This is a genomic window from Haloferax namakaokahaiae, assembly GCF_042663225.1.
Taxonomy (GTDB): Archaea; Halobacteriota; Halobacteria; order Halobacteriales; family Haloferacaceae; genus Haloferax; species Haloferax namakaokahaiae.
Genome location: NZ_JBHTAA010000001.1, coordinates 389,955 through 416,379, shown reverse-complemented (window position 1 = coordinate 416,379; position 26,425 = coordinate 389,955). Strand labels below are relative to the sequence as shown.

27 protein-coding genes are annotated in these 26,425 nt (G+C 64.2%); 14 read left to right on the top strand and 13 right to left on the bottom strand.

Features of this window, described 5'->3' with window-relative positions; translation table 11 throughout:
- Position 1: 1 nt before the first annotated feature.
- A complete protein-coding gene (gene asd / locus ACFQJC_RS02325; protein WP_390221636.1) occupies positions 2–1,036 on the bottom strand; it encodes an aspartate-semialdehyde dehydrogenase in 1,035 nt (344 codons plus the stop codon).
- A 208-nt stretch (positions 1,037–1,244) separates the two neighbouring features.
- On the opposite strand from asd, the gene pccA reads away from it, so the two are divergent.
- Together pccA and ACFQJC_RS02315 are read left to right on the top strand one after the other, a co-directional pair.
- A complete protein-coding gene (gene pccA, locus ACFQJC_RS02320) occupies positions 1,245–3,038 on the top strand; it encodes a propionyl-CoA carboxylase biotin carboxylase/biotin-carboxyl carrier subunit (RefSeq protein WP_390221635.1) in 1,794 nt (597 codons plus the stop codon).
- A gap of 45 nt (positions 3,039–3,083) precedes the next feature.
- A complete protein-coding gene (locus tag ACFQJC_RS02315; protein WP_390221634.1) occupies positions 3,084–4,163 on the top strand; it encodes a biotin--[acetyl-CoA-carboxylase] ligase in 1,080 nt (359 codons plus the stop codon).
- 18 nt (positions 4,164–4,181) lie between these two features.
- On the opposite strand, the gene ACFQJC_RS02310 is transcribed toward ACFQJC_RS02315, so the two are convergent.
- The 5 genes from ACFQJC_RS02310 to ACFQJC_RS02290 form a co-directional block, all read right to left on the bottom strand.
- Positions 4,182–4,733 carry a universal stress protein gene (locus ACFQJC_RS02310; RefSeq protein ID WP_390221633.1) on the bottom strand — a complete coding sequence of 184 codons (552 nt, stop codon included), beginning with the start codon at positions 4,731–4,733 and terminating at the stop codon, positions 4,182–4,184.
- A 78-nt stretch (positions 4,734–4,811) separates the two neighbouring features.
- Positions 4,812–5,825 carry an amidohydrolase family protein gene (locus ACFQJC_RS02305; RefSeq protein ID WP_390221632.1) on the bottom strand — a complete coding sequence of 338 codons (1,014 nt, stop codon included), beginning with the start codon at positions 5,823–5,825 and terminating at the stop codon, positions 4,812–4,814.
- Positions 5,826–5,877: 52 nt separating this feature from the next.
- The gene (locus tag ACFQJC_RS02300) at positions 5,878–7,101 is read right to left on the bottom strand and encodes an HD domain-containing protein (protein WP_390221631.1); all 1,224 of its coding nucleotides are present in this window, start codon (positions 7,099–7,101) and stop codon (positions 5,878–5,880) included.
- Positions 7,102–7,253: 152 nt separating this feature from the next.
- Entirely contained in the window at positions 7,254–7,652 is a 399-nt protein-coding gene (locus ACFQJC_RS02295; protein ID WP_390221630.1) for a DUF5518 domain-containing protein, read from the bottom strand.
- 209 nt (positions 7,653–7,861) lie between these two features.
- Positions 7,862–9,043: an HD domain-containing protein gene (locus ACFQJC_RS02290; RefSeq protein ID WP_390221629.1), complete on the bottom strand. Its 1,182-nt coding sequence runs from the start codon at positions 9,041–9,043 to the stop codon at positions 7,862–7,864.
- 93 nt (positions 9,044–9,136) lie between these two features.
- Here ACFQJC_RS02290 and ACFQJC_RS02285 point away from each other — a divergent pair, with 93 nt between their 5' ends.
- From ACFQJC_RS02285 to ACFQJC_RS02255, 7 genes are read left to right on the top strand one after another with little or no spacing between them, the layout of a single operon-like run.
- Positions 9,137–9,406, top strand: coding sequence for a hypothetical protein (locus ACFQJC_RS02285; protein WP_390221628.1), 270 nt, complete (start codon positions 9,137–9,139; stop codon positions 9,404–9,406).
- Between the two features lie 58 nt (positions 9,407–9,464).
- Positions 9,465–10,457, top strand: coding sequence for a 2-phospho-L-lactate transferase (gene cofD, locus ACFQJC_RS02280; protein ID WP_390221627.1), 993 nt, complete (start codon positions 9,465–9,467; stop codon positions 10,455–10,457).
- Entirely contained in the window at positions 10,457–11,239 is a 783-nt protein-coding gene (locus ACFQJC_RS02275; protein ID WP_390221626.1) for a tRNA-dihydrouridine synthase, read from the top strand. The genes cofD and ACFQJC_RS02275 overlap by 1 nt, the downstream gene beginning before the upstream one ends.
- Positions 11,239–12,093, top strand: a complete 855-nt coding sequence (locus tag ACFQJC_RS02270) for a triphosphoribosyl-dephospho-CoA synthase (RefSeq protein ID WP_390221625.1) — start codon at positions 11,239–11,241, stop codon at positions 12,091–12,093. The genes ACFQJC_RS02275 and ACFQJC_RS02270 overlap by 1 nt, the downstream gene beginning before the upstream one ends.
- Positions 12,090–12,737, top strand: a complete 648-nt coding sequence (locus tag ACFQJC_RS02265) for a DUF447 domain-containing protein (protein WP_390221624.1) — start codon at positions 12,090–12,092, stop codon at positions 12,735–12,737. The genes ACFQJC_RS02270 and ACFQJC_RS02265 overlap by 4 nt, the downstream gene beginning before the upstream one ends.
- A gap of 24 nt (positions 12,738–12,761) precedes the next feature.
- Positions 12,762–12,950 (top strand): 30S ribosomal protein S17e, encoded by a 189-nt coding sequence (locus ACFQJC_RS02260; RefSeq protein WP_390221623.1) that lies wholly within the window; start codon positions 12,762–12,764, stop codon positions 12,948–12,950.
- A 57-nt stretch (positions 12,951–13,007) separates the two neighbouring features.
- A complete protein-coding gene (locus tag ACFQJC_RS02255; protein WP_390221622.1) occupies positions 13,008–13,667 on the top strand; it encodes a glycerophosphodiester phosphodiesterase in 660 nt (219 codons plus the stop codon).
- On the opposite strand, the gene ACFQJC_RS02250 is transcribed toward ACFQJC_RS02255, so the two are convergent.
- The 6 genes from ACFQJC_RS02250 to ACFQJC_RS02225 form a co-directional block, all read right to left on the bottom strand.
- Positions 13,664–13,927 (bottom strand): acc operon protein, encoded by a 264-nt coding sequence (locus tag ACFQJC_RS02250; protein ID WP_390221621.1) that lies wholly within the window; start codon positions 13,925–13,927, stop codon positions 13,664–13,666. The genes ACFQJC_RS02255 and ACFQJC_RS02250 overlap by 4 nt on opposite strands.
- Complete coding sequence (locus tag ACFQJC_RS02245) at positions 13,924–15,468, bottom strand: acyl-CoA carboxylase subunit beta (protein WP_390221620.1); 1,545 nt, start codon at positions 15,466–15,468, stop codon at positions 13,924–13,926. Before ACFQJC_RS02245 ends, ACFQJC_RS02250 begins: the two co-directional genes overlap by 4 nt.
- Positions 15,469–15,647: 179 nt before the next feature.
- Positions 15,648–17,066: a sodium-dependent transporter gene (locus ACFQJC_RS02240; RefSeq protein WP_390221619.1), complete on the bottom strand. Its 1,419-nt coding sequence runs from the start codon at positions 17,064–17,066 to the stop codon at positions 15,648–15,650.
- A gap of 173 nt (positions 17,067–17,239) precedes the next feature.
- On the bottom strand, positions 17,240–18,577 hold the full coding sequence (locus ACFQJC_RS02235) for a sodium-dependent transporter (protein WP_390221618.1): 1,338 nt from the start codon (positions 18,575–18,577) through the stop codon (positions 17,240–17,242).
- A gap of 230 nt (positions 18,578–18,807) precedes the next feature.
- On the bottom strand, positions 18,808–19,515 hold the full coding sequence (locus ACFQJC_RS02230; protein WP_390221617.1) for an SDR family oxidoreductase: 708 nt from the start codon (positions 19,513–19,515) through the stop codon (positions 18,808–18,810).
- Between the two features lie 74 nt (positions 19,516–19,589).
- Positions 19,590–20,555, bottom strand: coding sequence for an NADPH:quinone reductase (locus tag ACFQJC_RS02225; RefSeq protein ID WP_390221616.1), 966 nt, complete (start codon positions 20,553–20,555; stop codon positions 19,590–19,592).
- Between the two features lie 121 nt (positions 20,556–20,676).
- Between ACFQJC_RS02225 and ACFQJC_RS02220 the strand changes: the two genes are divergently transcribed.
- The 4 genes from ACFQJC_RS02220 (at position 20,677) to ACFQJC_RS02205 (ending at position 23,692) form a co-directional block, all read left to right on the top strand.
- Positions 20,677–21,147, top strand: a complete 471-nt coding sequence (locus ACFQJC_RS02220; protein ID WP_390221615.1) for a DUF7979 domain-containing protein — start codon at positions 20,677–20,679, stop codon at positions 21,145–21,147.
- A gap of 84 nt (positions 21,148–21,231) precedes the next feature.
- Positions 21,232–22,377 (top strand): ADP-forming succinate--CoA ligase subunit beta, encoded by a 1,146-nt coding sequence (sucC, locus tag ACFQJC_RS02215; RefSeq protein ID WP_390221614.1) that lies wholly within the window; start codon positions 21,232–21,234, stop codon positions 22,375–22,377.
- A complete protein-coding gene (gene sucD / locus ACFQJC_RS02210; RefSeq protein ID WP_390221613.1) occupies positions 22,374–23,243 on the top strand; it encodes a succinate--CoA ligase subunit alpha in 870 nt (289 codons plus the stop codon). Before sucC ends, sucD begins: the two co-directional genes overlap by 4 nt.
- Before the next feature lie 74 nt (positions 23,244–23,317).
- A complete protein-coding gene (locus ACFQJC_RS02205; RefSeq protein WP_390221612.1) occupies positions 23,318–23,692 on the top strand; it encodes a DUF6176 family protein in 375 nt (124 codons plus the stop codon).
- Here the strand turns inward: ACFQJC_RS02205 and ACFQJC_RS02200 are convergent, their stop codons facing one another.
- Positions 23,693–23,989 (bottom strand): zinc ribbon domain-containing protein, encoded by a 297-nt coding sequence (locus tag ACFQJC_RS02200; RefSeq protein WP_390221611.1) that lies wholly within the window; start codon positions 23,987–23,989, stop codon positions 23,693–23,695.
- A 134-nt stretch (positions 23,990–24,123) separates the two neighbouring features.
- Here ACFQJC_RS02200 and ACFQJC_RS02195 point away from each other — a divergent pair, with 134 nt between their 5' ends.
- Entirely contained in the window at positions 24,124–26,424 is a 2,301-nt protein-coding gene (locus ACFQJC_RS02195) for a methyl-accepting chemotaxis protein (RefSeq protein WP_390221610.1), read from the top strand.
- The last annotated feature ends 1 nt before the right edge of the window (position 26,425 follow it).

Below are 26,425 nucleotides of genomic sequence, written 5' to 3'. Positions count from 1 at the left end.
TCTAAATCCAGCCTTCTTCGACGAGCAGTTCGCCGTTGAGGACCGAGGCGCCCGCCGCACCGCGAATCGTGTTGTGAGCGAGACAGTTGTACTTGACGCCGTTGGCCGTCGCTTGGATGCCGCCGGCCGAGACCTGCATGCCGTCGCCGCGCATGCGGTCGAGACGTGGCTGTGGCCGGGAACTGTCTTCGAAGACGTGGATGAGTTGGTCGGGCGCGCTCGGGAGGTCGATACCGGGGAACTCGCGCATCGCGGCCGCGACGTCGTCGGGCGTGGCGTCCTCGGCGAGGTCGGCGAAGACGCTTTCGAGGTGGCCGTCGAGCGTCGGAATCCGGTTACAGGAGGCGTTGACTTCGGCGTCGTGGAGGGCGACTTCCGCGCCGTCGAACGAGCCGAGGAGCTTGCGCGATTCGGTCTCCATCTTCTCTTCTTCGCCGCCGATGTGCGGGATGGCGTTGTCGATAATCTCCATCGAGGTGACGCCGTCGTAGCCCGCGCCGGAGACGGCTTGGAGCGTCGTGACGTGGACGCGGTCGAGACCGAACTGGTCGAGCGCGGCGAGCGTCGGCACCATCGTGATGGTCGAGCAGTTGGGGTTCTTCACGAGCGCGCCGTCCCAGCCGCGCTCGTCGCGCTGGACTTCGATGAGGTCGAGGTGCTCGGCGTTGATTTCGGGAATCGTCAGCGGCACGTCGGGTGCCATCCGGTCGTTCGAAGAGTTCGAAGAGACGACGTAGCCCGCTTCGAGGAAGTCGGGTTCGACCTCCGCGGCGACCGAGGAGGGGAGCGACGAGAACAGAAGGTCAACGTCGTCGCCGACCTCGGAGGGGTCGGTGCCGACGACTTCCATCTCGGCGATGTCGTCCGGGATGGGCGTGTTGACGCGCCACTTCGCGGCTTCCTTGTATTGCTTTCCTGCGCTCGCCTCGCTCGCGGTGAGCGCGGCGAGTTCGAAGACCGGGTGGTCTTCGAGTAGTTGGATGAATCGCTGTCCGACCGCACCGGTTGCGCCGAGGATTCCGACTCGTACTGCCATTAGCCGTGACTTAGTGTATCACACACATAAGGCCGTTTGGGTTTGCGGCGCAGTAATTGCCGAGAATCGCCCGATATCGCGGGCGAGCGTCAGGTTTGCCGCCGGTTCCATCACGGTCGAACACGTAAAACGTCAATCGTCGAACGGCTATCCGACGTGCGTTGGTAATCGATAGAATAACGTGTAGTTCCCTGATAGTCTACCGCAAATGTTCAGTAAGGTTCTCGTCGCCAATCGAGGCGAGATCGCAGTCCGAGTAATGCGGGCCTGCGAGGAGTTAGGCGTCCGAACCGTGGCGGTCTACAGCGAGGCTGACAAGCACGGCGGACACGTCCGCTACGCCGACGAAGCGTACAACATCGGTCCCGCTCGCGCGGCCGACTCGTACCTCGACCACGAAGCCGTCTTGGAGGCCGCGCGCAAGGCAGGCGCGGACGCTATCCACCCCGGTTACGGGTTCCTCGCGGAGAACGCCGAGTTCGCTCGCAAGGTCGAAGAGAGCGAGTTCGTCTGGATTGGCCCCTCGGCGGCCGCCATGGAACGCCTCGGCGAGAAGACGAAGGCGCGCGCGCTGATGCAGGACGCCGACGTGCCCGTCGTCCCCGGGACGACCGAACCCGCGGAATCCGCCGACGAGGTCAAGCAAGTCGCCGACGAGTACGGCTACCCGGTCGCCATCAAGGCAGAAGGTGGCGGCGGTGGCCGCGGCCTGAAGGTCGTCCGCTCCGAGGAGGAGGTTGACGACCAGTTCGAGACGGCACAGCGCGAGGGTGAAGCCTACTTCGGCAACGCTTCGGTCTACGTCGAGAAGTACCTCGAAGCGCCGCGCCACATCGAAGTCCAGATTCTCGCCGACGAGCACGGCAACGTCCGCCACCTCGGCGAGCGCGACTGTTCGCTCCAGCGCCGTCACCAGAAGGTCATCGAGGAGGCACCCTCTCCGGCGCTCACCGACGAACTCCGCGAGGAAATCGGCGAGGCCGCCCGCCGCGGCGTCAAGGCCGCCGACTACACCAACGCCGGTACTGTGGAGTTCCTCGTCGAAGACGGCGAGTTCTACTTCATGGAAGTGAACACGCGGATTCAGGTCGAACACACGGTGAGCGAGCAGGTCACCGGTCTCGACATCGTCAAGTGGCAGATTCGCGTCGCCGCCGGCGAAGAACTCGACTTCGAACAGGACGACGTGGAAATCGAAGGCCACTCCATCGAGTTCCGCATCAACGCCGAAGCCCCCGAGAAGAACTTCGCGCCCGCGACGGGCACGCTCGTCACCTACGACCCGCCGGGCGGCATCGGCGTCCGCATGGACGACGCCGTCCGTCAGGGCGACGAAATCGGCGGCGACTACGACTCGATGATTGCGAAACTCATCGTCACCGGCTCCGACCGCGAGGAGGCAATCATCCGCGGTGAGCGCGCACTCGCCGAATTCGACATCGAAGGCATCCGCACGGTGATTCCGTTCCATCGCCTCATGCTCACCGACGAGGAGTTCCGCAACGGCACGCACACGACGAAGTACCTCGACGAGGAACTCGAATCCGAGCGCATTCAGGCCGCAGTCGAGCGCTGGTCGCCCGAAGACGTCTCGTCGGACGACGACGACGAAGACGTGACCGAGCGAACGTTCACGGTCGAAGTCAACGGCAAGCGCTTCGAGGTCAGTCTCGAAGAGCGCGGCGCGCCCGCAATCCCACTGGGCAACGCGTCGGGTAACTCGAAGCCGTCCGGCCCGCGCAAGCGCAACGACTCCGGCAACGACGGCCAGCAAGTCATCGAAGGCGACGGCGAGCAGGTCACCGCCGAGATGCAGGGGACGATTCTCTCGGTCGAAGTCGAGGAGGGCGACGAAGTCGAACCCGGCGACACGGTGTGCGTCCTCGAAGCGATGAAGATGGAGAACGACGTGGTCTCCGAGCGCGGCGGCACCGTCTCGCAGGTCCTCGTCGGCGAGGGCGACAGCGTGGACATGGGCGACGTGCTGCTCGTCCTCGAATAGGGTACAAACCGCGAACCTCTTTTCGTGCGCCCGAGTAGCGAGCGTATGAGCGATAGCCGGCGCGCCCTGCTGTCCGCACTCGCCGAGGGTCCCATCTCCGGTCCGGCCCTCGCCGACCGACTCGGAATCTCTCGGGCGGCGGTCTGGAAACACGTCGAAGCCCTCCGCGACGACGGCTTCGAAATCGAGAGCACGGGAGACGGCTACGCCGTCACCGCGGTTCCGGAGTACGGCGGCCGGGCAATCGAGTACGGACTCGACGCCGACTACGACATCGAGTTCCACGAGGTGCTCGGGTCGTCGAACGACCGAGCGCGCGAACTCGCCACCGAAGGAAGAGAAAACGTCGCCGTCGTCGCCCGCGAGCAGTCGGCCAGCAGAGGCCGAAAGAACCGCGAGTGGACCGCCCCCGACGGCGGCGTCTGGATGAGTCTCTTGATTCGGCCGGACGAACCGCCCGCCTACGCGCCGTTGTACACGCTGGCGATGGCAGTTGCGGTGTGCGATGCGGCGCGCGAAGCGGGTGTGGATGCGGGAATCAAGTGGCCGAACGACATTATCGTGAGCAGCACGCGGGAGCGTGCTGCGAGCGATAACTCGTCGGGCGCGCAAGCGTCCGACGTAGTCTCCACGAGCGAAGCGAGTGGAGGCATGTCAGCGAATGCTGACAACGTCTCCGCGAATGAAATGAGCGAAGCGAACGAAGAAACAGAGTCAACCCACGGCTACCGAAAACTCTCCGGCATCCTCACCGAGATGGAAGGGGAAGCCGACAGAGTCTCGTGGCTCGTCATCGGCGTCGGCATCAACGTCAACCTCGACCCAGCGACACTGCCCGAGGGTGCGACGAGCGTCTCAGCCGAAGCGGGCGAGGTCGAACGCCGGGTGTTCGTCCAGCGGGTGCTCGAACGGTTCAGCGAACTCGCCGCCGACCTCGAATCGGTGCTTCCGGCGTGGCGCGAGCGAGCGGACACGCTCGGGCAGCGAGTTCGGGTCCACACGGCGACGGGCGTCGTCGAAGGCGTCGCCGTCGATGTCGAACGGCCGGGCACGCTCGTCGTGGAGACGGACGATGGAAAAACGCGAGTGCACGCGGGCGACTGCGAGCACCTTCGGCCGACCTGAACGACCGGTTTCGTCTCGCTACTCGTCGCCGTCGGCGGTGACCGCTTCTGGGTCAGTTACGACCTCTGCACCGTCAGTCGCGTCCGTGGCCGTCGGCGCTTCGACGTCGAGTCGCGGCGACTCCGTGTCGTTGCCTTCGATGCGGACGGTCAGGACCGGCACCTTCGAGGCGCGGACGACTTTTTCGGCGACCGAGCCGAGGAGGAGGCGGTCGATGCCGCCGCGACCATGAGTACCCATCACGATAAGGTCGCAGTCTCCTCGCTCGGCGAATTTCACTATCTCGCGGCTGGGTGTTCCTTCGAGAACGTGTGTTTCGACCGGGACATCGTGCGCCTCGGCGGCGCGTTCGACTAGTTCGACGGCGGCCTCAGCGTCGGCGCGCAAGAGGTCGTCGAGTCCTTCCCACGAGGACTCCATCGGAAGCCCTGCGAAGCTTCCGGCGTTCACCACGTATATCCCGTGCAGTTCCGCTCCGTGGACTGCAGCGAGGGCGGCGGCGTGGGTCGCAACACGCTCGGACCCATCCGACCCATCGATTGGGACGATAATCCGGTCGTACATTACCATGACACATGATAACGTATTACGTCCCGCGTAATAACCGTTTGCGACGAGTCGGAGAAAAATCGAGTTTCCCGGTCTGTCTCAGAGATACACGTCTTTGATGTCTGCCATCCCGGCACGCCGGACGACGGCGCGGACCACGTCCTGCACGCCGGTGAGGTTGTCCGACTCACCGTCGAGGACGAGCAGTTTCGCGGGGCGGCCCGCTTCGACGACGCCGTAGTCGAGTCCGGCGATTTCGGCCCCGTTGACGGTGGCCATCTTGAGGACTTCCGTTGCAGGTACGTCCGCGAGCTTCGAGGCGAACTCCATCTCGCGGAACATCGAGGGACTGTTGAGCATCACGTTGTCCGTCCCGAGGGCGACGGTGGTTCGCTCGACGAGTTCCCGAATCGGCGGGACGCCGACGCCCGTCACGAGGTTCGAGCGCGGACAGACGACGATGGGGATTTCGCTGTCTTCGACGCGTTCGAGGTGCAGCGATTCCGGGTGGACCATGTGGACGAGGAAGTCCGGGTCGAGGTCCAGTGCCGCGTTGATGTCGAGCGAGTCGCGCTCGCCCGCGTGGATGCCGAAGAGTTTGCCCGCCTTCTCGGTCGCGTTGCGGAGCGAACCGAACTCGGCGTCTCGCGCGCCGGACGCACCGAACCCGTCGGAGACCTCCATCGCGCTCTCGGTCTCGCGGCCGAGGACGACCGCTTCGATGTCGCGGTCGGTGAGCGCCTGCCGGATGACATCGACGCCATCGACGCCGCCCTCGCGGAATTCGAGACACGCGGCGGTCCCACCCGTTTCCATCATACGGAGCGAGCGCGCCATCGCCCCGACCTTCTCGTCGGTGCTGGCGGCACGCAAGAGTCGGTGTTTGAGTCCGTCCGGTGGGGCGACGAGGTCGTCGAGCGAGAGTCCCTCTCCGGCCTCTTTGGCGATGGAGTCGCCGAGGTGCGTGTGCGCGTTGACGAACGCCGGGAGGACGATATCGGTCGAATCCGTCTCAACCTCCTCGACGGACGTGATTTCGCCGTCTTCGACGACGACGCGCCCGCTGATTGGCTCTAGTTCCGGCCCACGAAGTACAGTTCCCTCCAGCCTCATTGCCCACGAATCAGAGTCCACGGGCCTTGAAGCCCCCGAATCTCGGTCTCGATTATTCGAACTCGTCGAGCGTCGTGTGGATGCCGCGACGAACGTCTTTGACGAGCGCGCCGTCGATATCGAGTCCGAGGTGATTCGCGGCGGCGCGGCCGACGCGCTCGGTGGCGTCCTCGGGCGCGTAGACGCCGAGTCGCCACTGCTGTTCCTGTGCGGTTCGCAATGCCTGGACGAGCGGTGATTCGCGTTCGAGCTGTCGAATCTCGCCGTTGACCATCACGCGCGAGGTGGACTCTTTCATCGACGGCCGGGAGGGTACGTCGAGGATGACCGACGTTGGGTCCACGTCGGCGCTGTCGGCGATGGCGCGTTCGAGTTTCGATATCTCCTCGTGGTCGGCCGTGAGCACGGCTTCGGGAACGTCCGAAAGCTCGGCCCAGACGGCGCGCTTGTACAGGTTGCGTGTGGCGAGGCGCTCGGCGAACGCTTCCGTCGAAGGGTTGAGTCGAAGGCCGACGAGCAGGTCGGCGTCGTCCATCCGGCGGAGGGCCTCGGCGTCGATATCCGGTTCTTCGAGGAGGCGCTCGGAGGCGCGCCTGAGCATGGCCTTCGAGATGCGGGCGACGTGGTGCGCGTAGACGGTCGGGTTCATCAGCGCTCGGGCGAGCAAGAGTGACTCGGCCGTCTGGACGTTCCCCTCGGCGAGGACGAGTTCGCCATCGACGAAGGTGAGTTCTCGAATCAGGCGTTCGTGGTCGATGGTGCCGTAGGGGACGCCGGTGTGGTGGGCGTCGCGGACGAGGTAGTCCATGCGGTCCACGTCGAGTTCGCCCGAGACGAGTTGGCCGAACTTTCCATCGCCCGAGACGAGATTGGCGACTCGCTTCGGGTCCAATCCTTCGGCTTCGAGCACGTCGCCGACGTTGCCGCGGGTGACGAGTTCCGCCACGTCGTCGTGGTACTTCCCGGTGTGGCGGTGGGTCACGTCCTCGATGTTGTGGCTGTAGGGACCGTGACCGACGTCGTGGAGGAGCGCGGCGGCCTCGACGTGGGCGGCGGAGTCGCCTTCGATACCGAGGTGTGAGAGGGCGCGGGATGCGAGGTGGTAGACACCCAGACTGTGCTCGAAGCGGGTGTGGTTGGCGGAGGGGTAGACGTACTGGACCGTGCCCAACTGCTTGATTCGCCGCAAGCGTTGCATCTCCGGCGTATCGAGGAGGGTCTCGGCCACGCCCTCGACCTCGATGTGGTCGTGGACGCTGTCCTTGATGGTCGTCATAGGTGACGTTCGACCGTCATGGGATAAAAGGCAACGGGCGGTGAGGGGAACTGGCGGTAGGGGAAACGGGCAGTGAGTGAGCTATGGACGGTAGCGGAGAGACTGCCGTCCCGATGGTCGATTCCGATAAAATGATGGCGTGATTCGCCCGCTCACGCCGCGGGGCGGCCGACTCTGTCTTCGCGGCCGCGGTGCAGGTAGCCACCGACCAGGCCACCGACGGCACCGGGGATGCCCGCGACGACGACCAGAACGATGAGTCCCAGTCCCAGTCCGAGACCGAAGATGCCCGCCAGGAGCGTCCCGACGACGGTCAGGATGACGGCGATGACGAGTGCACCGATGATGGTCGCCAGCGCGCCAGCAGTGGCGTCACTCGTGGTCGAGCGGTTGTTGTAGTAGCCGGCGACTGCGCCCGCGATGAGACCCGTCAGCCCCGCTCCCAGTACTGGCAGCGAGAGGTCCGTATACGGGACTGCAAGCCCGCTGAGAATCCCGAGGACGATGCTGGTGAGAAGGCCGTATAGCACGGCGCGCCAATTGATATCCATTACAAGAGATATGACGACGGGTGAAGAGATAATCACCCTTCACAATTTCACGGAACGTACCGAACCCCAGATAGTACCAATTCTACTCTAAAAACTCTTATCTGGCCCTTGAACGGTGTTTTCTAGAAATTGACCAGAAAAACAATAAGGATTCTGTCACTGGACAATCGCTGGTCACACGTGGTCGAAATGGAACCGTATTCGACAGTTCAGAGGACCGTCCACCGGTCGATTCCGTGCGGCGAGAGGTCGAACACGTCGGCGGCCGCAGCGGCGACTTCGTCACGAACGTCGTCCGGGGCGTAGACGCCGAGACGCCACTGGGTCCGCTCTGTCGAGCGCAACGCCCCGACGAGTTCGGAGGTCTCTTCGAGGCGCTGGACGACGCCGTTGACGACGACGCGACTCCGCGACTCCTTGATTCCGGGGCGGGGCGGGACGTCCACCAGCACCGACTTCGGCGCTACGTCGGCGATATCTGCAATCTCTCGCTCGGCGGCGCGCGTCTCTGCGTGCGTGAGTTCGACCACGTCGGCGGGGACGACTTCGAGCGGTGCCCACACGGCGCGTTTGTAGAGGTTTCGGCGCTCGATTCGCTCGCCGAGTTCCGGTACCCGCTCTCGAAGTGCGACGAGTAAGTCGTGGTCGGCCATCCGCGCGAACTCCTCGATGGGCAGGCCGTCTTCGACGAGTCGTTCCGAGGCGCGTTCGAGCATCGCGCCGGCGATACGCGAGACGTGGTGGCGGTAGACGATGGCGTTCATGAGTGCTCGGGCGAGCAAGAGCGATTCGGCCGTCTGGACGTTGCCCTCGGCGAGGACGAGATTCCCCTCCCGATAGCGGAGTTCTCGAATCAGTCGCCCGTGGTCGATGGTGCCGTAGGGGACGCCGGTGTGGTGGGCGTCGCGGACGAGGTAGTCCATGCGGTCCGCGTCGAGTTCGCCCGAGACGAGTTGGCCGAGACCGGCGTTTCCGTCCACGAGGTCGGCGACGCGAGCGGGGTCGAGACCGTGCGATTCGAGCACCTCGCCCGCGACGGAGTTCCCGAGCAAGTCGTCAATCTCGTCGTGGTCGCGTCCGGTTCGACGGCGAATCAAATCCTCGGTCTGGTGGCCGTACGGCCCGTGGCCGATGTCGTGGAGGAGGGCGGCGGCGCGGACGTGTGCCGCTCGGTCGCCGTCGATGCCGAGATGTGAGAGGGCGCGCGAGGCGAGGTGGTAGACGCCGAGGCTGTGTTCGAAACGAGTGTGGTTCGCGGAGGGGTAGACGAGACGCACCGTCGATAACTGCTTGATGTGGCGGAGGCGCTGAAACTCGGGGGTGTCCACGAGGTCGGCGGCGACCGGGTCGAGCGAGATGTAGTCGTGGACGCTGTCCTTGACGGCGGTCATGGCTTCGAATCGAGAGCGGAGAGAGTTATCTGCTTCGAGGGGCGGGATAGACGAGGCCCAAAACGGTTTACGTCGGGCGCTTCACGGCCAGCTATGGGCCTGAAATCGACGCTCGGTAACGCGTTCGCGTCGCTCCTGCTCCTCAGCGCTGGCGGTCTCACACTGTGGGGGCTGTGGCTGCTCGTCGAGAGCCTCTGGGTCGGCGTGACCGAGATTCGAATCTTGGCCGTGATGTTCAGTTTCGGTCTGGCGATGAGCACCGGCTTCACCGGCTATTTCATCAGAAAGGCGCTCGCGGGACAGGTCATGCCGACATCGTTCGACCGCTCGATTGCCTACCGCGGTGGGCAAGGCGGACTGTAACACGGCCGGCTTTCCCTGTGAGAGAACTTTCAAACCGCCGCTCGACATAGGCCGAGGTATGGTTACGTTTCTCGCCGGGGGCACGGGCACCCCCAAACTCCTCGACGGGGCCGCAGGGGTGTTCGACCCCGCCGACACGACGGTCGTCGCCAACACGGGTGACGACGTCGAACTCGGCGGCCACCTCGTCTGCCCCGACGTGGACACGGTTCTCTTTCACGGCGGCGGCGTCCTCGACACCGAGCGATGGTGGGGCATCGCCGACGACACCACCGAGACGGACGACGAACTCCACCGCCTCGCCGACGCGGCGGGTCTCGAATCTGGGCCGCGATATCTCGCAGCCGACGCCCAAACGAGTGGGAGAGAACTCGCCCGTTGGCGGCGGTTCTCGGGTATCGCCGAGTTCATGGAAATCGGCGACCGCGACCGCGCCGTCCACATCACCCGCACGTCGCTCCTCGACGAGGGAAACTCGCTCACCGAAGTGACCCAGACGCTCGCCGACGCGTTCGGTCTCGATAGCTCGCTCCTGCCGATGAGCGACGACCCGGTGGCGACGATGATTCACACCGACGAGGGCGTGCTGCACTTTCAGGAGTACTGGGTCCATCGCCGGGCCGAACCCGACGTGCAGGCCGTCGAATTCCGCGGTGCAGAGGAGGCGACTCTCACCCCACGAGTCCGCGAGGCGCTCGCCGACCCGGTCGTCGTCGGCCCGTCGAACCCTATCACCAGCATCGGCCCGATGCTCGCACTCGACGGATTCGAAGACGCCCTCCACGAGACGCCCGTCGTCGCCGTCTCGCCGTTCGTCGAAGATACGGTGTTCTCCGGCCCCGCGGCGGGCCTCATGGAAGGCGTCGGCTACGAGGCATCGACCGCCGGCGTCGCCGAGGCATACCCGTTCGCGGACGCGTTCGTCCTCGATACCGACGACGGGACGAGCCTCGACCGACCAATCGTCCGAACCGACACGAGAATCGACGGTCCAGACGACGCCGCTCGCGTCTCGCGGGCCGTCGCCGAAGCACTTGCGGAGGTGTCGTAGTGTCTCTTCCGCGAGTCGCCGTCGCCAGTCTCAGCGGCGAATCTGACGCCGACTGGGCGCGGGCGGCCGAACCGTACGTCGATGCGGCGGTTCTCGGGGGTATCGCACTCGACGAAGAGTCACAGCGAGCGGCACAGCGACTCGTCGCCCGTGGGCGCTCGGAGTTTCTGACCGACGAGCCAATCGACTTCCTCGACTCCCAACTCGCGGCCGTCACCGACCTCGACCTGTTCGTCGCCGTCAACGTCCGCGCGACGAGCGCCGACCCGGTTCGAGAGGCGTCGAGAGTCTGCGCGAACTACGGCGCTGGTATCGAAATCAACGCCCACTGTCGGCAAGCCGAGTTGTGCGAGATCGGGTGTGGGGAGGCGCTCCTACGCGACACCGAGCGACTGTGCGAGTACGTCGAAGCCGCCGCCGAGTCTGGGGCACCGGTCGGTGTGAAAGTCCGAACCGAAATCGAGGGCGTAGACCTCTCGAAACTCGCCCCGAAACTCGCCGACGTGGGCGCGACGTGGCTCCACGTCGATGCGATGGACTCCGAATCTGTCGTCGCCGACGTCGCCGACACCGCACCCGACCTGTTTCTCGTCGCCAACAACGGCGTCAGAGACCGAAAGACGGTTCACGAGTACCTCGACCACGGCGCAGACGCCGTGAGCGTCGGGCGGCCGAGCGACAACCCGACGGTGCTCGAACGGGTTCGAGACGCGACGGCCGAGTGGTTCGATGGCGACGGAGACGGAGAGATAGACGGCGACGACCGGGAGGTTCCTGTCTGATGCCTGCTCCCGTCTCGAACCGTGGCTTCGGCCCGGCGCGACACGCCGAACTCGCGCTCCTCTTGGAAGTCGCGGGGACGCCGAAGCCGGGGAACGTGGACCGAACGCGCGACCTCTCGGCCCTGCACTTCGAACAGTTCCTCGCCGGTGCAGTCGGTTCTTCCGAAGGCTTGCGACTCGCCGAAAGGGGCGCGTCAGTCGGCGAGGCGTTCGAAACCGCGGTCGAAGGGATGAGCAAGCAGGGCGGCGGAAACACCCAGTTCGGCTGTCTGCTCCTGCTCGTTCCGCTGGTGAAGGCGGCGGCCGAAGGCGACCTCTCGCCCGAGGGTGTGACCGGCGTCGCCGAAGCGACGACTATCGACGACGCGGTATCGTTCTACCGAGGATTCGAACACGTCGATGTGGCCGTCGGCGACCCGCCCGAGGACGCCCACGACCTCGACGTTCGCCGCGGGTCGGGTGCCGAGTCCGCGCTCCGCGAGCGCGAACTCACGCTGTACGACGTGATGGAACTCAGCGCCGAACGCGACGCGAACGCCCGCGAGTGGACCGGCGGGTTCGCTCGTTCCTTCCGAGCGGCCAAGTCGATTCTGGCGGACGAAGGTCCAGTCACCGACCGCGTTTCGAGGGCGTTCGTGGACCTCTTGACCGAGGAACCGGACACGCTCGTGGTGACGAACCACGGCGAGAAAGTCGCCCGCGAGGTGATGGCGCGCGCGGCCGAGGTCTCCGACCGCGAGGAAGCAGACGCGCTCGCAGCCGAATTCGTCGCCGAGGGTATCAATCCCGGGACGACCGCGGATATCGTCTGTGCGGCAACCTTCATCGCACTGGAGCGGGGGGTGCCGCTGTGACGGGAGTGCAAGAATGGCCCGTCGAACTCCGTGGCGTCACCGAATCGGTGGTCGCCACGCTGGGTCCGAACGGCCGGTGGAACATGGCCGCGCTGGGATTGCACGCGCCTGACGAACCCAGCGAATCTGACGAACCCAGTGGACCCGAACAACCGGTGACTGCGACGACGTGGGGCAACACGCGAACCCGTCGGAACTTTCACCGGCAGGGAGGTGGGGTAGTCCAGTTCGTCAGCGACCCGAGAGACTTCGTCGCGGCCGCGATGACCATCCGCGAAGCGGACGCGCCGGTGTTGAACTCGGCCGACGCGTGGGCGGAAATCGAAGTCGAGTTGGTCGAGTCGGGCGAGGATGGTGGGACCGAGTGGGAGCGGTGGGAATTACGACCCGTCGATTCGGCTGTCGAGCACACCCGACCGTTCACCATCAACCGGGGGTTCGGCGCGGTCATCGACGCGACGGTGGCCGCCTCTCGGTTGGACGTACCTGCCTTCGACACCGACGAGTTGCTGGCGAGACTCGCGTACTTCGAGGAGACGGTCGAAAAGTGCGGGGGGGCTATCGACCGCGAGGCGTTCGAGCGCATCGACGAGATAACTGGGTGGAGAGAGCGGGCCGCAGAGAGACGGAACGAATCGTTTTAGTGTGCGTCGAAGGAACTCACCGACATGGCAATCAAGCCCAAGTACGTCAAGCAGCTCGGCACCATCCTGCTCGAGCGCTATCCGGAAGCGTTCAACACGGATTTCGACACGAACAAGGAAAGCGTCTCGCAGCTGACGACCGTCGAGTCGAAGAGCGTCCGCAACCGCATCGCCGGCTACATCACCCGCAAGAAAGGCGGGCAGGCCGCGTAATTCGTCGAACAGGATTCTCCGTTCTCTCTATCACGTTCCGAGCGCATAGTGACAGCCATGCGCGTCGTTGGCCACCGCGGGTGTCCCGCACTCGCCCCCGAAAACACGCTCGCCGCGTTCGAAGCGGCCGCCGAGGTCGTCCCCTGTATCGAACTCGACGTTCGGCGCTGTGGCTCGGGCGAACTGGTCGTCTTCCACGACGAGACGCTGTCTCGGCTCACGGGTGCGAGCGGACGCGTCGCCGACACGCCGTTCTCGGAACTCCGACGGCTCACCGTCGGCGACTCCGACGAGTCGATTCCACTGCTTTCGGAGGTGTTCGAAGTCATCCCCCATTCGACGTGCGTCAACGTCGAGTGCAAACACGCGGGGGTGGCATCCGATTTGCAGCGCGTCGTCGCCGACGTTCCCAACGAGATTCTGGTCTCGTCGTTCGAGCGTGAGGCGCTCCGAGAAGTGACGGCCGAGACGTCCCTTTCGACCGCTCTCTTGTTCAGTCGGTGGTGGCGACGCTCGCTCCGCATGGCGAAAAAACTCGGCTGTGCGGCGATTCATCCGCGGTACGACCTGCTCTCGCGCGAGCGAGTCGAAGCGGCACACGACGAGGGGTTCGAGGTCAACGCGTGGACGGTCCTCGACCGAGAGACGGTCCGGCGACTCGCCGAGTGGGGAATCGATGGGGTCATCGTGGACGACCCGAAAATCGCGGAATCTTAGAACCGGTCGGTGCGGCCCGAGGCGGCCCACGCGTTCGTCGGCGCGCCGTCGGGGATGCGACGGGCGCATCCGGTGACCGAGTCGAGGCGGCCGGCGTACTGCCACTTCTTGTCGTTCCACGTCGGTTCGTCGTTTCCGTTCGCCGCGGCGGCCGCGAGTTGGTCGCGGATGTGCGCGCCGACGGCCGCGACGATGGCCGCCGCCTCTTCGGGGTCCGCGTCGTCGGGAATCGAGAGCCCCTCGACGAAGTCGTCGCTCATAGCGGGATGTTGCCGTGCTTCTTGTCGGGTTGCGACTTGCGCTTGGACTTCAGCATGCGAAGGTCGGCGATGAGCCGCGAGCGCGTCTCGCCCGGTTCGATAACGTCGTCAACGTAGCCGCGGTCCGCGGCGGTGTAGGGGTTGGCGAACTCCTCGCGGTACTCCTCGATGAGTTCGTCGCGTCGGGTGTCCGGGTCGTCGGCCTCGGCGAGTTCGTCGCGGTAGAGGATGTTCACCGCGCCCTGCGGGCCCATGACGGCGATTTCGGCGGTCGGCCACGCGTAGTTCACGTCCGCGCCGAGGTGCTTCGAGGCCATCACGTCGTACGCGCCGCCGTAGGCTTTGCGCGTGATGACGGTCATGAGGGGCACCGTCGCCTCGGAGTAGGCGTAGAGGAGTTTCGCGCCGTGGCGGATGATGCCGTTGTGCTCCTGGTCGGTTCCGGGGAGGAAGCCCGGCACGTCCACGAACGTGAGAATCGGGACGTTGAACGAGTCACAGAAGCGGATGAAGCGGGCGGCCTTCTCGGAGGATTCGATGTCGAGGGTACCGGCGTTGACGCGAGGCTGATTGGCGACGATACCGACCGAGTGGCCGTCGAGTCGGCCGAAGCCGACGACGATGTTCTTGGCGAAGTCCTCCTGCACTTCGAAGAACGAGTGCTCGTCGAGCACGCCGTCGATGACGGTGTTCATGTCGTAGGGCTTGCGCGGTTGGTCGGGAACCACGTCGGCGAGTTCGTCGGTGACGCGCTCGGGGTCGTCCCACGGTTCGACGCGCGGCGGGTCTTCGACGTTGTTCTGCGGGAGATAGGACAGGAGGTGGCGGATGTCGTCGAGCGCCTCTTCCTCGGTGTCGGTAGCGAAGTGTGCGACCCCGCTGGTGGCGGTGTGGGTCGTCGCGCCGCCGAGTTCGTCGAAGGTCACCTCTTCGCCCGTGACCGTCTTGATGACGTCCGGGCCGGTGATGAACATGTGGCTCGTATCGCGGACCATGAACGTGAAATCCGTCATGGCGGGCGAGTACACCGCGCCGCCGGCACACGGTCCCATGATGGCCGAAATCTGCGGGATGACGCCCGAGGCCTCGGTGTTGCGGCGGAAGATTTCGCCGAACCCACCGAGCGACTGGACGCCCTCTTGAATCCGCGCGCCGGCGGAGTCGTTGAGACCGATGACGGGCGCGCCGACTTCCATCGCCTTGTCCATGACCTTGCAGACTTTCTCCGCGAAGACTTCGCCGAGCGACCCGCCGAAGACGGTGAAATCGTGGGCGAAGACGAAGACGGTTCGTCCCTCTACGGTTCCGTACCCCGTGACGACGCCGTCGCCGGGGAGTTTCGATTCCTCCATGCCGAACTTGTGATTCCGATGGGTGCGGAACTGGTCGAACTCGTTGAAGGAGTCGTCGTCGAGGAAGTAGTCGATGCGCTCGCGGGCGGTCATCTTGCCCTTGTCGTGCTGGGAGGCGATTCGCTCTTCGCCGCCGCCCTTCTGCGCTTCCTCGCGCTTCTCCCGGAGTTCGTCGATCCGGTCATCCATGGTCACAACAGACCACCTTCACTCATTGGAACATCGGTGCGCAGTCCGGGAACAAAGGAGTTCCGCAATCTCGTAACCCCACTTTCGACAGTCGTCGTAGATTGTATCGAACGATCATGGGTCACTCGGCCACCTGCATCGCCACTCTTCGCGTCGAGAACGGAGAGAGAACGCCGTCGTTAGATGACGGAGTTCGCGTTTCGAAGGCCGACGAACGCGACGACGCTCGCAACGGCGGCGATGGCGACGGTCTGCCAGAAGCCGATGGCCGCGTCCACGCCGAACTGCGAGAGCAGCGTGAAGACGAGAAACAGCGGCAGGACGACGCCGACTGCGAAGAGCCACGGCGTGGCGAGCGACTCGCCGAACGAGCCGACGCCCGAGGTGAACTCGTCGAGTGCGTCGCGGCCCATGACCCAGCCGACGAACAGGAGGAACGCGGCGAGACCGGCGGTCAAGAACGCGTTGACGAGCGGTCCGGCGACGAAGCCGAAGATAGCTGGGTTGAACGCGCAGACGGTGCCGGTGATGGCGACGAGCGCGCCCATCCCGACGACGGCGTTGCGGCGCTCGATGTCGTACTCGTCCACGAGGAACGCGACGGGGATTTCGAGCATGCTGATGGAACTCGACAGCGCCGCGAGCGTCACGACGGCGAAGAAGGCGGTGGCGATGAGCGTTCCGGCGGGGAGTTGCGAGAACGCGCCCGCGAGACCGACGAAGAGCGCGCCCGGGCCGGTGCCCGTCTCGGCGGGGTTGATACCCTGCGAGAACAGGAGCGGGAAGACGACGAAACCGGTGAGCACGCCGACGAAGGTGTTGAGGACGGCGATGGCGCTCCCGTCGAAGGGGAGCGAACGGTCCTCGTCGAGGTAGGAGGCGTAGGTAATCATCGTGCCCGCACCGAGCGAGAGGGTAAACAGCGCTTGGCCGGCGGCGGGACCGAGAATTGCGAAGAAGTTCTCCGAGAGGACCGAGGGGTCGAACCGGAGGAAGAAACTGTAGCCAGCGGCGGCGTTGGGTTGGGTTGCGGCCCATACGGCCAATCCGCCGAGCAGGACGACCACGGCGGGCATCATGAGTTTGGTGCCGAGTTCGATGCCCTTGCGGACGCCCGCGAAGACGACGAGTGCGGTCAGTCCGAGGAAGAGGAGGTGATAGAGCGCCGCGTCAGCACCGGCGGAGACGCCGCCGAAGTACTGGCCGGGATTGGCGAAGTACGCGGGGTTCGCGCCGACGAGCGAGACGCCGCTTTCGAGCAAGTAGCGGAGAATCCACCCGCCGACGACGCTGTAGAACGACAGGAGCGTGATGCCGGTGACGACCGAGAAGACGCCGACAGCCCCCCACGTCTTCGACCCCGAGAGGTCGCGGAGTGCGCCGACCGGCGACTTGTTCGAGCGCCGGCCGATGACGAACTCGGCGAGGAGTCCAGGGACGCCGACGAGGAGGACGATTGCGAGGTAGACTATCAAGAAGGCGCTGCCACCGTTTTCCGCGGTTTGCCACGGGAATCGCCAGATGTTCCCGAGTCCGACCGCGCTTCCCACGGCGGCGAGGATGAATCCGAGGCGTGTTGCCCACGTTTCTCGTGCCATTGACTGCCATTGCCAGTCATCCCCTAAAAGCTCTTTCGAACCGAAGAAACGTCATCGCAGAAATTTAACGGTTTGAGGGGGGCAATGAGCAGAGATTGCTGACGAATGCTCAGAAAATATTCGCCACTGCCTACGATTCGTAACTATTCAAAAATCAGGGACGTTTCGCCGCCTCAGAGGGGCGGGACGATTGCAGGCTCCGGACCGAGGAAGAGGGTCTGGAGACCCAAGAGAAGCGTCGCAACGACCGCGAGGAGGACGAGCGTGCGCGCGAGCCACAGCCACGTGAGACCGACGCCGTCGCCCAGTCCGCTTCCTTTCATCAGTTCGTTCACCGCGGGTGCGCCGTAGACCCACGCCGCGAAGATGAGGATGCCGAGCACGCCGACTGGCAGGAGGAACTTGTAGGCGAGCGTGTCGAACCAGCCGAGCCACGCCGTGTCGATAGCCGACGGGACGCCGAGGAGGAAGATGACGCCGCCGAGACCGACCGCCATCTGTGGACGGGTCACGTCGTAGTTGTCGATGGCCCACGAGACGACCACTTCGAGGAGGCTAATCGCCGAAGAGAGCGCCGCGATGAGGACGACGCCGAAGAAGACGACGCCGATGAGTCGTCCCGCCGGAAGGTTTCCGAACGCGCCAGCGACGCTGATGAACACCGCACCGGGCCCGCTCGTGTTGGGGTCGATACCCTGTGCGAACAGGAGCGGCAGGACGACGAGTCCGGCGAGGATGCCGACGAACGTGTTCAGCAAGACGATGGTGATGCCGTCGCCGAAGAGGCTCTGGTCGCCGTCGATGTAGGAGGCGTAGGTAATCATCGCGCCCATGCCGATAGAGAGCGAGAAGAACGCCTGGCCGACGGCGAACGGGACGATATCGCCGAAGTTCGCGGCGAGTGCGTCGAGGTCGGGCGACAGGAAGTACGCGTAGCCTTCGGACGCGCCGGGGAGCGTAAAGGCGAAGACGGCGAGCGCGCCGAGGATGACGACGATACTCGGAACCATCAGCTTCGTCGCCTTCTCGATACCGTCCTCGATACCGAGTGCGACGATGCCGACGACGAGCGCCATGAAGACGGCGTGGAGCACGAGTGCGTCCATGCCGGCGGAAATCTGGCCGAAGTACTCGGCGGGCGCGGCGAAGTACGCGCCGGTCAGGCTCCCACCGATGTAGCGGAGCACCCAGCCACCGACGACGCTGTAGTACGAGAGAATCCAGAAGCCGGTAAAGAGACCCAGCGCGCCGATGATGCGCCAGTTCTTCCCGCCGAGTTTCTCGAAGGCGTCGATGGTGTTGAGGTTGGTCTTTCGTCCGATGACGAACTCGGCGAGGATGGCCGGAAGGCCGATGCCGAGCGCTGCGACGAGGTAGACGATCAGGAAGGATGCCCCGCCGAACTGTGCGGTCTTGAAGGGGAACTGCCAGATGTTCCCGAGACCGACGGCGCTGCCGACGGCGGCGAGGATGAACCCTGCCCGGGTCGCCCATGTTTCACGTTCGCTCATGTCTATCACGTCTTGCCGATAGTGGTGTGATAAATGACGCGGTATGTCGTCGCATAACGGATGAAAAATTCACATATTTCTCCAACCACTCTTATATGGTGGCACGATTGTCCGAATCTCGACCCGAAGTATCCTCTATTTTCTAACGTGTGTCGTGTTCGTGAATCGCTCACGTAGTGTGTAAAAATCTGCGCGCGCAAGCGTGGAATTATCTCGCACGTCGAACGGTATCAGGCCTCACCGTACACCGGAACCGCCGCACCGCTCGTGACCGATGCGGCGTCCGAACAGAGGAACAACACGGTCTGTGCTATCTCCTCGGGCTTTACCCACCGGTCGAAGTCGGCATCGGGCATCATCTCGCGGTTCGCGGGGGTGTCGATGACGCTCGGCATCACCGCGTTCGCGCGAATCCGGCCGCGATGCTCCTCGGCAATCGTTTCGGTGAGGAGACGGACGCCTGCTTTCGATGCGCGGTAGACGCCGTCGCCCTCGCCGCCTTCGAGTGAGGACCGAGACGAGACGCTGACGATTGCTCCTTCCGTCTCGCGGAGCGACGGAATCGCGTGTTTCGACGCGAGGAACATCGTCTTCAGGTTCACGTCGAAGAGGAAGTCGAACGTCTCGACGTCCGTGTCGTGGAGCGGCGTCCCGCCCTTCCACGTTCCTGCGATGTTGGCCAGAAAGTCGATTTCGCCGTGGTCTGCGATGACGTCTTCTACGACCGTCTCGACCGAGGATTCGTCGGTGAAGTCGCCTTCGTAGAACGAGATTCGCTGTAACTGGAAGAAGTCGTCGTCCTCGTCCGGTTGGACCACGTCCGCGGCCGCGACCGTTGCGCCCGCAGCATCGAATGCTCGCGCGACTGCGCTGCCGAGGACACCGCTGGCACCGGTTACGAGTACAACTCGGTCGGTAAAATCGAACTCGACGTTCATAGAATGGTACTACGTTGTCAGGTCACATAACTCGCCGGGCAAATACGGGACTAAGACCGCGAGGTGCCCGACGTTCAGGGCGTGATGACCAACTTGCCGAGGAAACTATCTTCCATGACGGCTCGGTGGGCCTCGCCGGCCTCGTCGAGGTCGTACGTTCGAGCCACGTCGATTTCGAACTCGCCCGCGCCCATCTGGCCGGCCAACTCGCGCAGCGGGGCCGAGAGGTCGGGCGTGTTGAACATACTCATCATCGTAATCTGGAGGTCCTTCCCGCGGGCCGACGACGAGAGGTCGAAGCCGACTTCGGGGTCGTTCTCGCCGATGCCGACCACGCGGCCGCCAGTCGTCGCCACGTCGGCGTCGAACTGGAGGTAGTCGTCGAGTCGGTGGTCGAGCGTGAGGTCCACGCCGTCGCCCTTCGCGGCCGCTGTGACTGCGTCTGCGAGGTCGTCGCGGTTGTAGTCGAGGACTACGTCTGCACCGAGTTCGGCGACTCTGTCGTGGTATTTGGGTGCCGCGGTGGCGATGACGTGTGCGCCCGCGGCGGCCGCGAGCTGGACCGCGGCGTGGCCGACGCCGCCGGACCCGCCGTGGACGAGGACGGTGTCACCGAGTTGCATCCCACCGTGGTCAACCAGCGCGCGCCACGCGGTCACACCCGCGACGCCCGCACCGCCCGCGGCGACGAGGTCAACGTCGTCGGCGACGACGGCGAGTCGGTCTGTCGGCACCGCCGCAAATTCGGCATAGCCGCCGTAGTGGTCCTTGCCGATGCCGGTTCCGACGACTGCGTCGCCTTCTTCGAACCCAGTGACGTCGGGACCGACGGCGGCGACTTCGCCGGCAACGTCCACGCCGGGAATCATCGGCATCGCAAACGGCGTGTACGAACCTTCGCGGAAGTACGTGTCCACGGGGTTGACGCCCGCCGCGGCGACTTCGACGAGCACTTCGCCCGCCTGCGGTTCTGGCGTGTCGATGTCGTCTACTTGCAGTACGTCGCGTCCGCCGTGTTCGTGGAATCTGACTGCGCGCATGGATGATTGTGTGTCGTCATTCGTGTTAAACTCGGACGACCCGGAGAGAATTGGTGGGTGTTTCGTCGGAGGTCGTCGCCCCACCGAAAGTACTTATCAGGCTGTTGAATACTCGACACTGATGCCCTCCCGACGAGATATCGTCTTCCTCGCGGTCGCTGTCGTCTGTTTCGCTGGTGCGGCCGCGATGCCAATCTGGACCGTCTCGTCCGACGTGGACTACGCGGTCAGCGTCACACCCGGTTCGGACGGACTTTCGTACGACGAGTCTGACGTGGTTGCCTACGAGAACCTCTCGGCCGAGGCACAGCACGCATTCGACAGCGCGCTCGCGGCTGAGAACGACACCTACGTCGTGGACGACGAGAACCAGACCGCACCCGACCTGTACTACGCGGACGACCACGTCGCGGTCGGCCACGGCTACTACCCGGTTCGGTACGACGGCGTCGTCTACTCACTCAACGCCGACCAACGCGGCGGCGGCATCGACATACTAGCCTTCTATCAGGTCTATCTGATTGCCCCTGTCCTCGCCGCACTCGGAGTCGCCTTTGGACTCACTGGCGTCTATTTTTCTGTCCGTGAGTAAACTTCTCTTGGGCCTTACTACCGGTTCCTCCTGAACGAAGATGAATGGGATTTAAGCGCGTGCCTTCCCCTCCCACGCATGGTAATGAAGCTTCACGAATATCAGGCGAAGGACATCTTCGCAGAAGCCGGGATTCCAGTTCCTGAGTCCCGTCTGGCGTCGTCCGTAGACGAGGTCATGGAGGCGGTCGAGGATATTGGATACCCTGCGGCTATCAAGGCACAAGTTCACGTCGGTGGGCGTGGCAAGGCCGGCGGTATCAAGATCGCAATGGACGAGGACGAGGCTCGGCAGGCGGCCGAGGACATTCTCGGAATGGACCTCAAAGGCTACACGGTCGAGAAGGTCCTCGTTGAAGCAGGCGTTGACTTCGAGAACGAACTGTACGTCGGTATCACGATGGACCGCGCCGAGGGCAAGCCCGTGGCCATGGTCTCGACGGAAGGTGGCGTCAACATCGAGGAAGTCGCCGAGGAGACTCCCGACGCGATCGCCCGCGAGCACATCGACCCCGCGTTCGGCCTGCACCCGTATCAGGCCCGCAAGGTCGTCTTCGAAGCAGGCATCCCCCGCGACGTCGCCTTCGACGTCGCTTCCTTCCTCACGACGCTCTACGACCTCTACGAGGCGAACGACGCCTCGGATATCGAAATCAACCCCGTCATGATCACGTCCGACCGCGACATCATCGCCGCGGACGCCGTCATGAACATCGACGACGACGCGCTCTTCCGCCACGACGACCTCGCGGCGATGGAAGAGGACTCCTACGAGAACGACCTCGAAGCCAAGGCCGGCGAGTACGGCTTCGACTACGTCCGTCTGTCGGGTAACGTCGGTATCATCGGCAACGGTGCCGGTCTCGTCATGACGACGCTCGACCTCGTGGACTACTTCGGCGGCAAGCCCGCCAACTTCCTCGACATCGGTGGCGGCGCGAAGGCGTCCCGTGTCGCAAACGCACTGGACATGGTGTTCTCCGACGAGAACGTCGATTCCGTCGTGTTCAACATCTTCGGTGGCATCACCCGCGGCGACGAGGTTGCCAAGGGTATCAACGAAGCGCTCGAGAGCTTCGACGAGATTCCGAAACCCGTCGTCGTGCGCCTCGCAGGGACGAACGCCGAAGAAGGCATGGAGATTCTGAACACGGACCTGGTTCAGGTCGAGAGCACGCTGGAGGACGCAGTCTCACAGGCTGTCGAGAACGCAAAGGAGGTCTCCCAATGAGCATTTTCGTCGATGACGACACGCGCGTGGTCGTACAGGGCATCACGGGTGGGGAAGGCAAGTTCCACACCCAGCAGATGATAAATTACGGAACGAACGTCGTTGCGGGCGCGGTCCCCGGCAAGGGCGGCCAGGAAGTCGAAGGCGTCCCCGTCTACGACACCGTCAGTGAAGCCGTCGAAGAAGAGGACGCGAACGCATCCGTCGTCTTCGTGCCGCCGGCGTTCGCCGCCGACGCTATCTTCGAGGCACTCGATACGGACCTCGACCTCGTCGTCGCCATCACGGAGGGCGTCCCGACCCAGGACATGGCGAAGGTCAACAAGCGCCTCGAAGAGGTCGATACGCGTCTCATCGGCCCCAACTGTCCGGGTATCATCACGCCCGGCGAGGCCAAACTCGGCATCCTCCCCGGAAACATCTTCGAGGAGGGGAACGTCGGTCTCGTCTCCCGCTCCGGCACGCTCACCTACCAGGTCGTCTCCAACCTGACCGAGCGCGGCATCGGCCAGACCACCGCAATCGGTATCGGCGGCGACCCCATCATCGGCACCTCGTTCGTGGACGCGCTCGAAGCGTTCGAGAACGACCCCGACACCGACGCCGTCGTCATGTGCGGCGAAATCGGTGGCGAGGACGAAGAGCAGGCCGCGAAGTTCATCGCCGAGAACATGGACACGCCCGTCGCTGGCTTCATCGCCGGTCGCACGGCACCGCCGGGCAAGCGCATGGGTCACGCCGGCGCAATCGTCTCCGGGTCCGGAACGGGCACCGCAGAGTCCAAGATTAACGCCCTCAACGACGCGGGCGTCCCCGTCGGCGACACCCCGAACGAAGTCGCCGACTACATCGAAGACTTCCTCTAAGCTTCGAGGAACCGTCTCTCATTTTTCGACGCCCGCGCCACCAGAACTATCGGTACCTACTCGAATATCTACGCATGGTTGACACGTTCGTCAGAAAGCAGCGTATCAAACCCGGCAAGACCGACGAACTCGTCGAGTGGGTTGCCGACCTACGGGAAGAGGCCGACGCCGACACAGAGGGCATACTCGACATCTGGCGTGCGGAGTCGCTCTACACGATATCGCTCTTCGTGGAGTACGGCGACGACGCGGACTATCTCGTCTGGTACCTCGAAGCCGAAGACATGGAACAACTCATCGAGGCGCGAGCGAACTCGACCCATCCGCTCCACGACCTCGAAGACGAACTGCTGGAGACGCTCCTCGAAGACCCGGCTGAATCTGGGTCGTTCCGGCCGCTGTTTCACGGCGTGAGTCCCGACCGACCCAGTGAGTTGCTCGTCCAGTAACTACGACCGCAATTTCATCCCACACAGCCCACAGCGAGCGCTTCCTGCCACGTTCGGCGCGCCACACTCGCCACAGGGAAGCATTCGCTGGCGCGACTTCTCTTGTGCCGTTCTGAGGAACAACGTCGGATCGACGGCCGTCCCAGTCTCGCTGATATCGTCGTCCAGTCTATCGAGTACTCGTTCGACGAAGTCTCCTTCTCGCATGCCGTCTAAGAGGCGAACGAAGCCGACGAAGAGGAGGGACGGGGCAACGATACAGAAGCCCGCCAGCAGCAGGCGGAGTTCGACTTCCATGCGGCTTGCTAGCGTCCAACGAACCTATCTCTGACGCCTGTGAGAATCACCGCCGCCGGACACATCCCGTCTGAATTATCGTGGCTGATATTCGAGGCCGTGGATTTATGCGCCGAATTCTGTACCGTTTGCTAATGAGTAGAAATCTCGTCGATGAAGCCCAGCTCCGGCTTCCAGATGCGATTACACAGAGCTACATGAGACAGCTCGTTTCCATCTTACTTCTCGTCTCAATTCTCGTCGCTGGTATCGGGGCGGTCCAGTATCAACAGACGGCCGCGACGTTGGACGAAAACGCCCGCGAGGGCATGCTGACCGAAGCACAGCGCCAGTCGATTCAGGTCGAATCGTGGTTCGAGACGCGGACGCGACTCGCAACTATCGTCGCCGACGACCCCGCGACCAGTAGCGCCGTCGCAGAACGCGCGTCCGGCGCACTCGCCGACGCGAAAGATGACATGCCCGCCGACGTCGCCGGTCTCTATCTCATCAACACCGAGACGACGGAGGTCCTCAGTTCCTCGGAGGACGGCGCGACCGGGTCGCAGTTGTTCGAAAGCGGGTCGATTCCCGTTCCCGCCGGGACGAACCTCGGAGACGACGAGGTCGATAGAACGAACGTCTACGTCTCCGACGGCGTCGCATACATCGGTTTCGTCGCCCCGCTCTCCTCGGTCGAACCGCAGGCAATCGTCTTAGTCGCCGAAGCCTCGTCGCTCGGCACGGCCTTCGAGGGGAGTGTCGAAGGCGAGTTCACACAAATCGTCTCGTCCGACGGCACCGTCTTCTACGACGGCGGCGGCGGCCAAGCCGGTGGTATGTACCCGGCGTTCGGCGCGGCAGGACTGCAAAACGCGTTCAGTGGCGGCACGGGTGTCTCGCGCCTCGCTCCCGTCGAAGGCTTCGTCTCGTCGCCGCACGTCGTCGCTCACGTCCCGCTCGAAGGCGGCGACGTACTGCTTCTCCACGCGCCCGCGAGCAACGTCTACGCGCTCTCGCAGTCGGTCGGTATCCAGATTGCGACGCTCATCTTCTTGAGTCTCCTCGGCTTCGTCGCGTTCACGCTCCTCATTCGCGTCGGCACCGCCGTCCCGCTCATCGACCTCTCCGAGACCGTCTCTTCGCTCCGAAGCGGCGATTTAGACGTCGAGGTGGAGACGACTCGCAACGACGAACTCGGGCAGGTCATCGCCGGTATCGACAACCTCCGAACCGACCTCAAGAACCAACGGGGGGACGCCCGCCGCTACAGCGATTCGATGGCCGCGGCGGCAGACGGCGACCTGACCGTTCGCCTCCCGGACGACTCCGACAGCGACGACATGCGGATGGTCGCCGACGCGTACAACGAGATGATGGACGACATCGAACAGACTGTCGCCACGGTTTCGGCCTTCGGCGAGGACGTCTCGTCGCTCGCCAATCGCGTGGCCGAGCGCGCCGACGAAGTGGCCAGCGCGAGCGAAGAGGTGTCCGAGTCCGTCCAGCAGATTTCCGACGGGGCGACCGAACAGACCGATAGCCTCGTCGCGGTCACGAACGAGGTCAACGACCTCTCGGCGTCGGTCCAGCAAATCGCCTCGTCGGCCGACGAACTCGTTCGACTCACCGAGGAAGCAGAACAGCGCTCGCACGACGGGCAGGGTGCAGCGAGCGAAGCGCTCTCCGATATCGAGACGATTCGCTCGGAGACCGAGGCCACCGTCGAAGAGGTCCACGAACTCGACGACCGACTCTCTCGCGTCGGCGAAATCGTGGACGTGATCACCGAAATCGCCGAGCAGACCGACATTCTCGCGCTCAACGCGAACATCGAAGCGGCCCGCGCCGGCGAGGCCGGCGAAGGATTCGCCGTCGTCTCCAACGAGGTCAAGTCGCTCGCCCAGGAGACGAAAGCCTCCGCCGGCGACATCCAGTCGCTCATCGACGAAATCGAAGCCCAACGCGACGCCGTCATCGAGCGCATCGAACGGATGCAATCGCGCGTCGAAGAAGGCGCGGAGTCTGTTGACGATGCACTCGCTTCCTTCGACGGCATCGTCGAACGCGTCGAAGAGACCTCCGCGAGCGTCCGCGAAATCTCCGATGCGACGCAGAATCAGGCCAACTCCTCGCAGGAGGTGCTCTCGATGACCGACGAAATCGCGGGCATCTCCGAAGAGACGGCCGCCGAGTCGGAGACCGTCTCCGCGGCGGCCCAACAACAGAGCGCCGCCCTCCTCGGGGTCAATCAGGACCTTCGGGAACTGACGACGTACGTGACGCACCTCGACGACTTACTCGACGAGTTCGACGTGTCGAACGGGGAAGTCGCAGACGCCTCGCTCGACGAGACGGATGCGTCGCGCCGTGAGGGGAGTACGCCACGCCGCGAAGACTCGACCGAAGTCGAGACTGCCGACGACCTGTTCGAGCCGGAGGCGGTGTCACAGTAAG

What these genes read in the sequence shown, in the direction of transcription:
- asd (WP_390221636.1), bottom strand. Translation starts at nt 1,036, where the DNA reads ATGGCAGTACGAGTCGGAATCCTCGGCGCAACCGGTGCGGTCGGACAG.
- pccA (WP_390221635.1), top strand. Translation starts at nt 1,245, where the DNA reads ATGTTCAGTAAGGTTCTCGTCGCCAATCGAGGCGAGATCGCAGTCCGA.
- ACFQJC_RS02315 (WP_390221634.1), top strand. Translation starts at nt 3,084, where the DNA reads ATGAGCGATAGCCGGCGCGCCCTGCTGTCCGCACTCGCCGAGGGTCCC.
- ACFQJC_RS02310 (WP_390221633.1), bottom strand. Translation starts at nt 4,733, where the DNA reads ATGGTAATGTACGACCGGATTATCGTCCCAATCGATGGGTCGGATGGG.
- ACFQJC_RS02305 (WP_390221632.1), bottom strand. Translation starts at nt 5,825, where the DNA reads ATGAGGCTGGAGGGAACTGTACTTCGTGGGCCGGAACTAGAGCCAATC.
- ACFQJC_RS02300 (WP_390221631.1), bottom strand. Translation starts at nt 7,101, where the DNA reads ATGACGACCATCAAGGACAGCGTCCACGACCACATCGAGGTCGAGGGC.
- ACFQJC_RS02295 (WP_390221630.1), bottom strand. Translation starts at nt 7,652, where the DNA reads ATGGATATCAATTGGCGCGCCGTGCTATACGGCCTTCTCACCAGCATC.
- ACFQJC_RS02290 (WP_390221629.1), bottom strand. Translation starts at nt 9,043, where the DNA reads ATGACCGCCGTCAAGGACAGCGTCCACGACTACATCTCGCTCGACCCG.
- ACFQJC_RS02285 (WP_390221628.1), top strand. Translation starts at nt 9,137, where the DNA reads ATGGGCCTGAAATCGACGCTCGGTAACGCGTTCGCGTCGCTCCTGCTC.
- cofD (WP_390221627.1), top strand. Translation starts at nt 9,465, where the DNA reads ATGGTTACGTTTCTCGCCGGGGGCACGGGCACCCCCAAACTCCTCGAC.
- ACFQJC_RS02270 (WP_390221625.1), top strand. Translation starts at nt 11,239, where the DNA reads ATGCCTGCTCCCGTCTCGAACCGTGGCTTCGGCCCGGCGCGACACGCC.
- ACFQJC_RS02260 (WP_390221623.1), top strand. Translation starts at nt 12,762, where the DNA reads ATGGCAATCAAGCCCAAGTACGTCAAGCAGCTCGGCACCATCCTGCTC.
- ACFQJC_RS02255 (WP_390221622.1), top strand. Translation starts at nt 13,008, where the DNA reads ATGCGCGTCGTTGGCCACCGCGGGTGTCCCGCACTCGCCCCCGAAAAC.
- ACFQJC_RS02250 (WP_390221621.1), bottom strand. Translation starts at nt 13,927, where the DNA reads ATGAGCGACGACTTCGTCGAGGGGCTCTCGATTCCCGACGACGCGGAC.
- ACFQJC_RS02245 (WP_390221620.1), bottom strand. Translation starts at nt 15,468, where the DNA reads ATGGATGACCGGATCGACGAACTCCGGGAGAAGCGCGAGGAAGCGCAG.
- ACFQJC_RS02240 (WP_390221619.1), bottom strand. Translation starts at nt 17,066, where the DNA reads ATGGCACGAGAAACGTGGGCAACACGCCTCGGATTCATCCTCGCCGCC.
- ACFQJC_RS02235 (WP_390221618.1), bottom strand. Translation starts at nt 18,577, where the DNA reads ATGAGCGAACGTGAAACATGGGCGACCCGGGCAGGGTTCATCCTCGCC.
- ACFQJC_RS02230 (WP_390221617.1), bottom strand. Translation starts at nt 19,515, where the DNA reads ATGAACGTCGAGTTCGATTTTACCGACCGAGTTGTACTCGTAACCGGT.
- ACFQJC_RS02225 (WP_390221616.1), bottom strand. Translation starts at nt 20,555, where the DNA reads ATGCGCGCAGTCAGATTCCACGAACACGGCGGACGCGACGTACTGCAA.
- ACFQJC_RS02220 (WP_390221615.1), top strand. Translation starts at nt 20,677, where the DNA reads ATGCCCTCCCGACGAGATATCGTCTTCCTCGCGGTCGCTGTCGTCTGT.
- sucC (WP_390221614.1), top strand. Translation starts at nt 21,232, where the DNA reads ATGAAGCTTCACGAATATCAGGCGAAGGACATCTTCGCAGAAGCCGGG.
- sucD (WP_390221613.1), top strand. Translation starts at nt 22,374, where the DNA reads ATGAGCATTTTCGTCGATGACGACACGCGCGTGGTCGTACAGGGCATC.
- ACFQJC_RS02205 (WP_390221612.1), top strand. Translation starts at nt 23,318, where the DNA reads ATGGTTGACACGTTCGTCAGAAAGCAGCGTATCAAACCCGGCAAGACC.
- ACFQJC_RS02200 (WP_390221611.1), bottom strand. Translation starts at nt 23,989, where the DNA reads ATGGAAGTCGAACTCCGCCTGCTGCTGGCGGGCTTCTGTATCGTTGCC.
- ACFQJC_RS02195 (WP_390221610.1), top strand. Translation starts at nt 24,124, where the DNA reads ATGAGTAGAAATCTCGTCGATGAAGCCCAGCTCCGGCTTCCAGATGCG.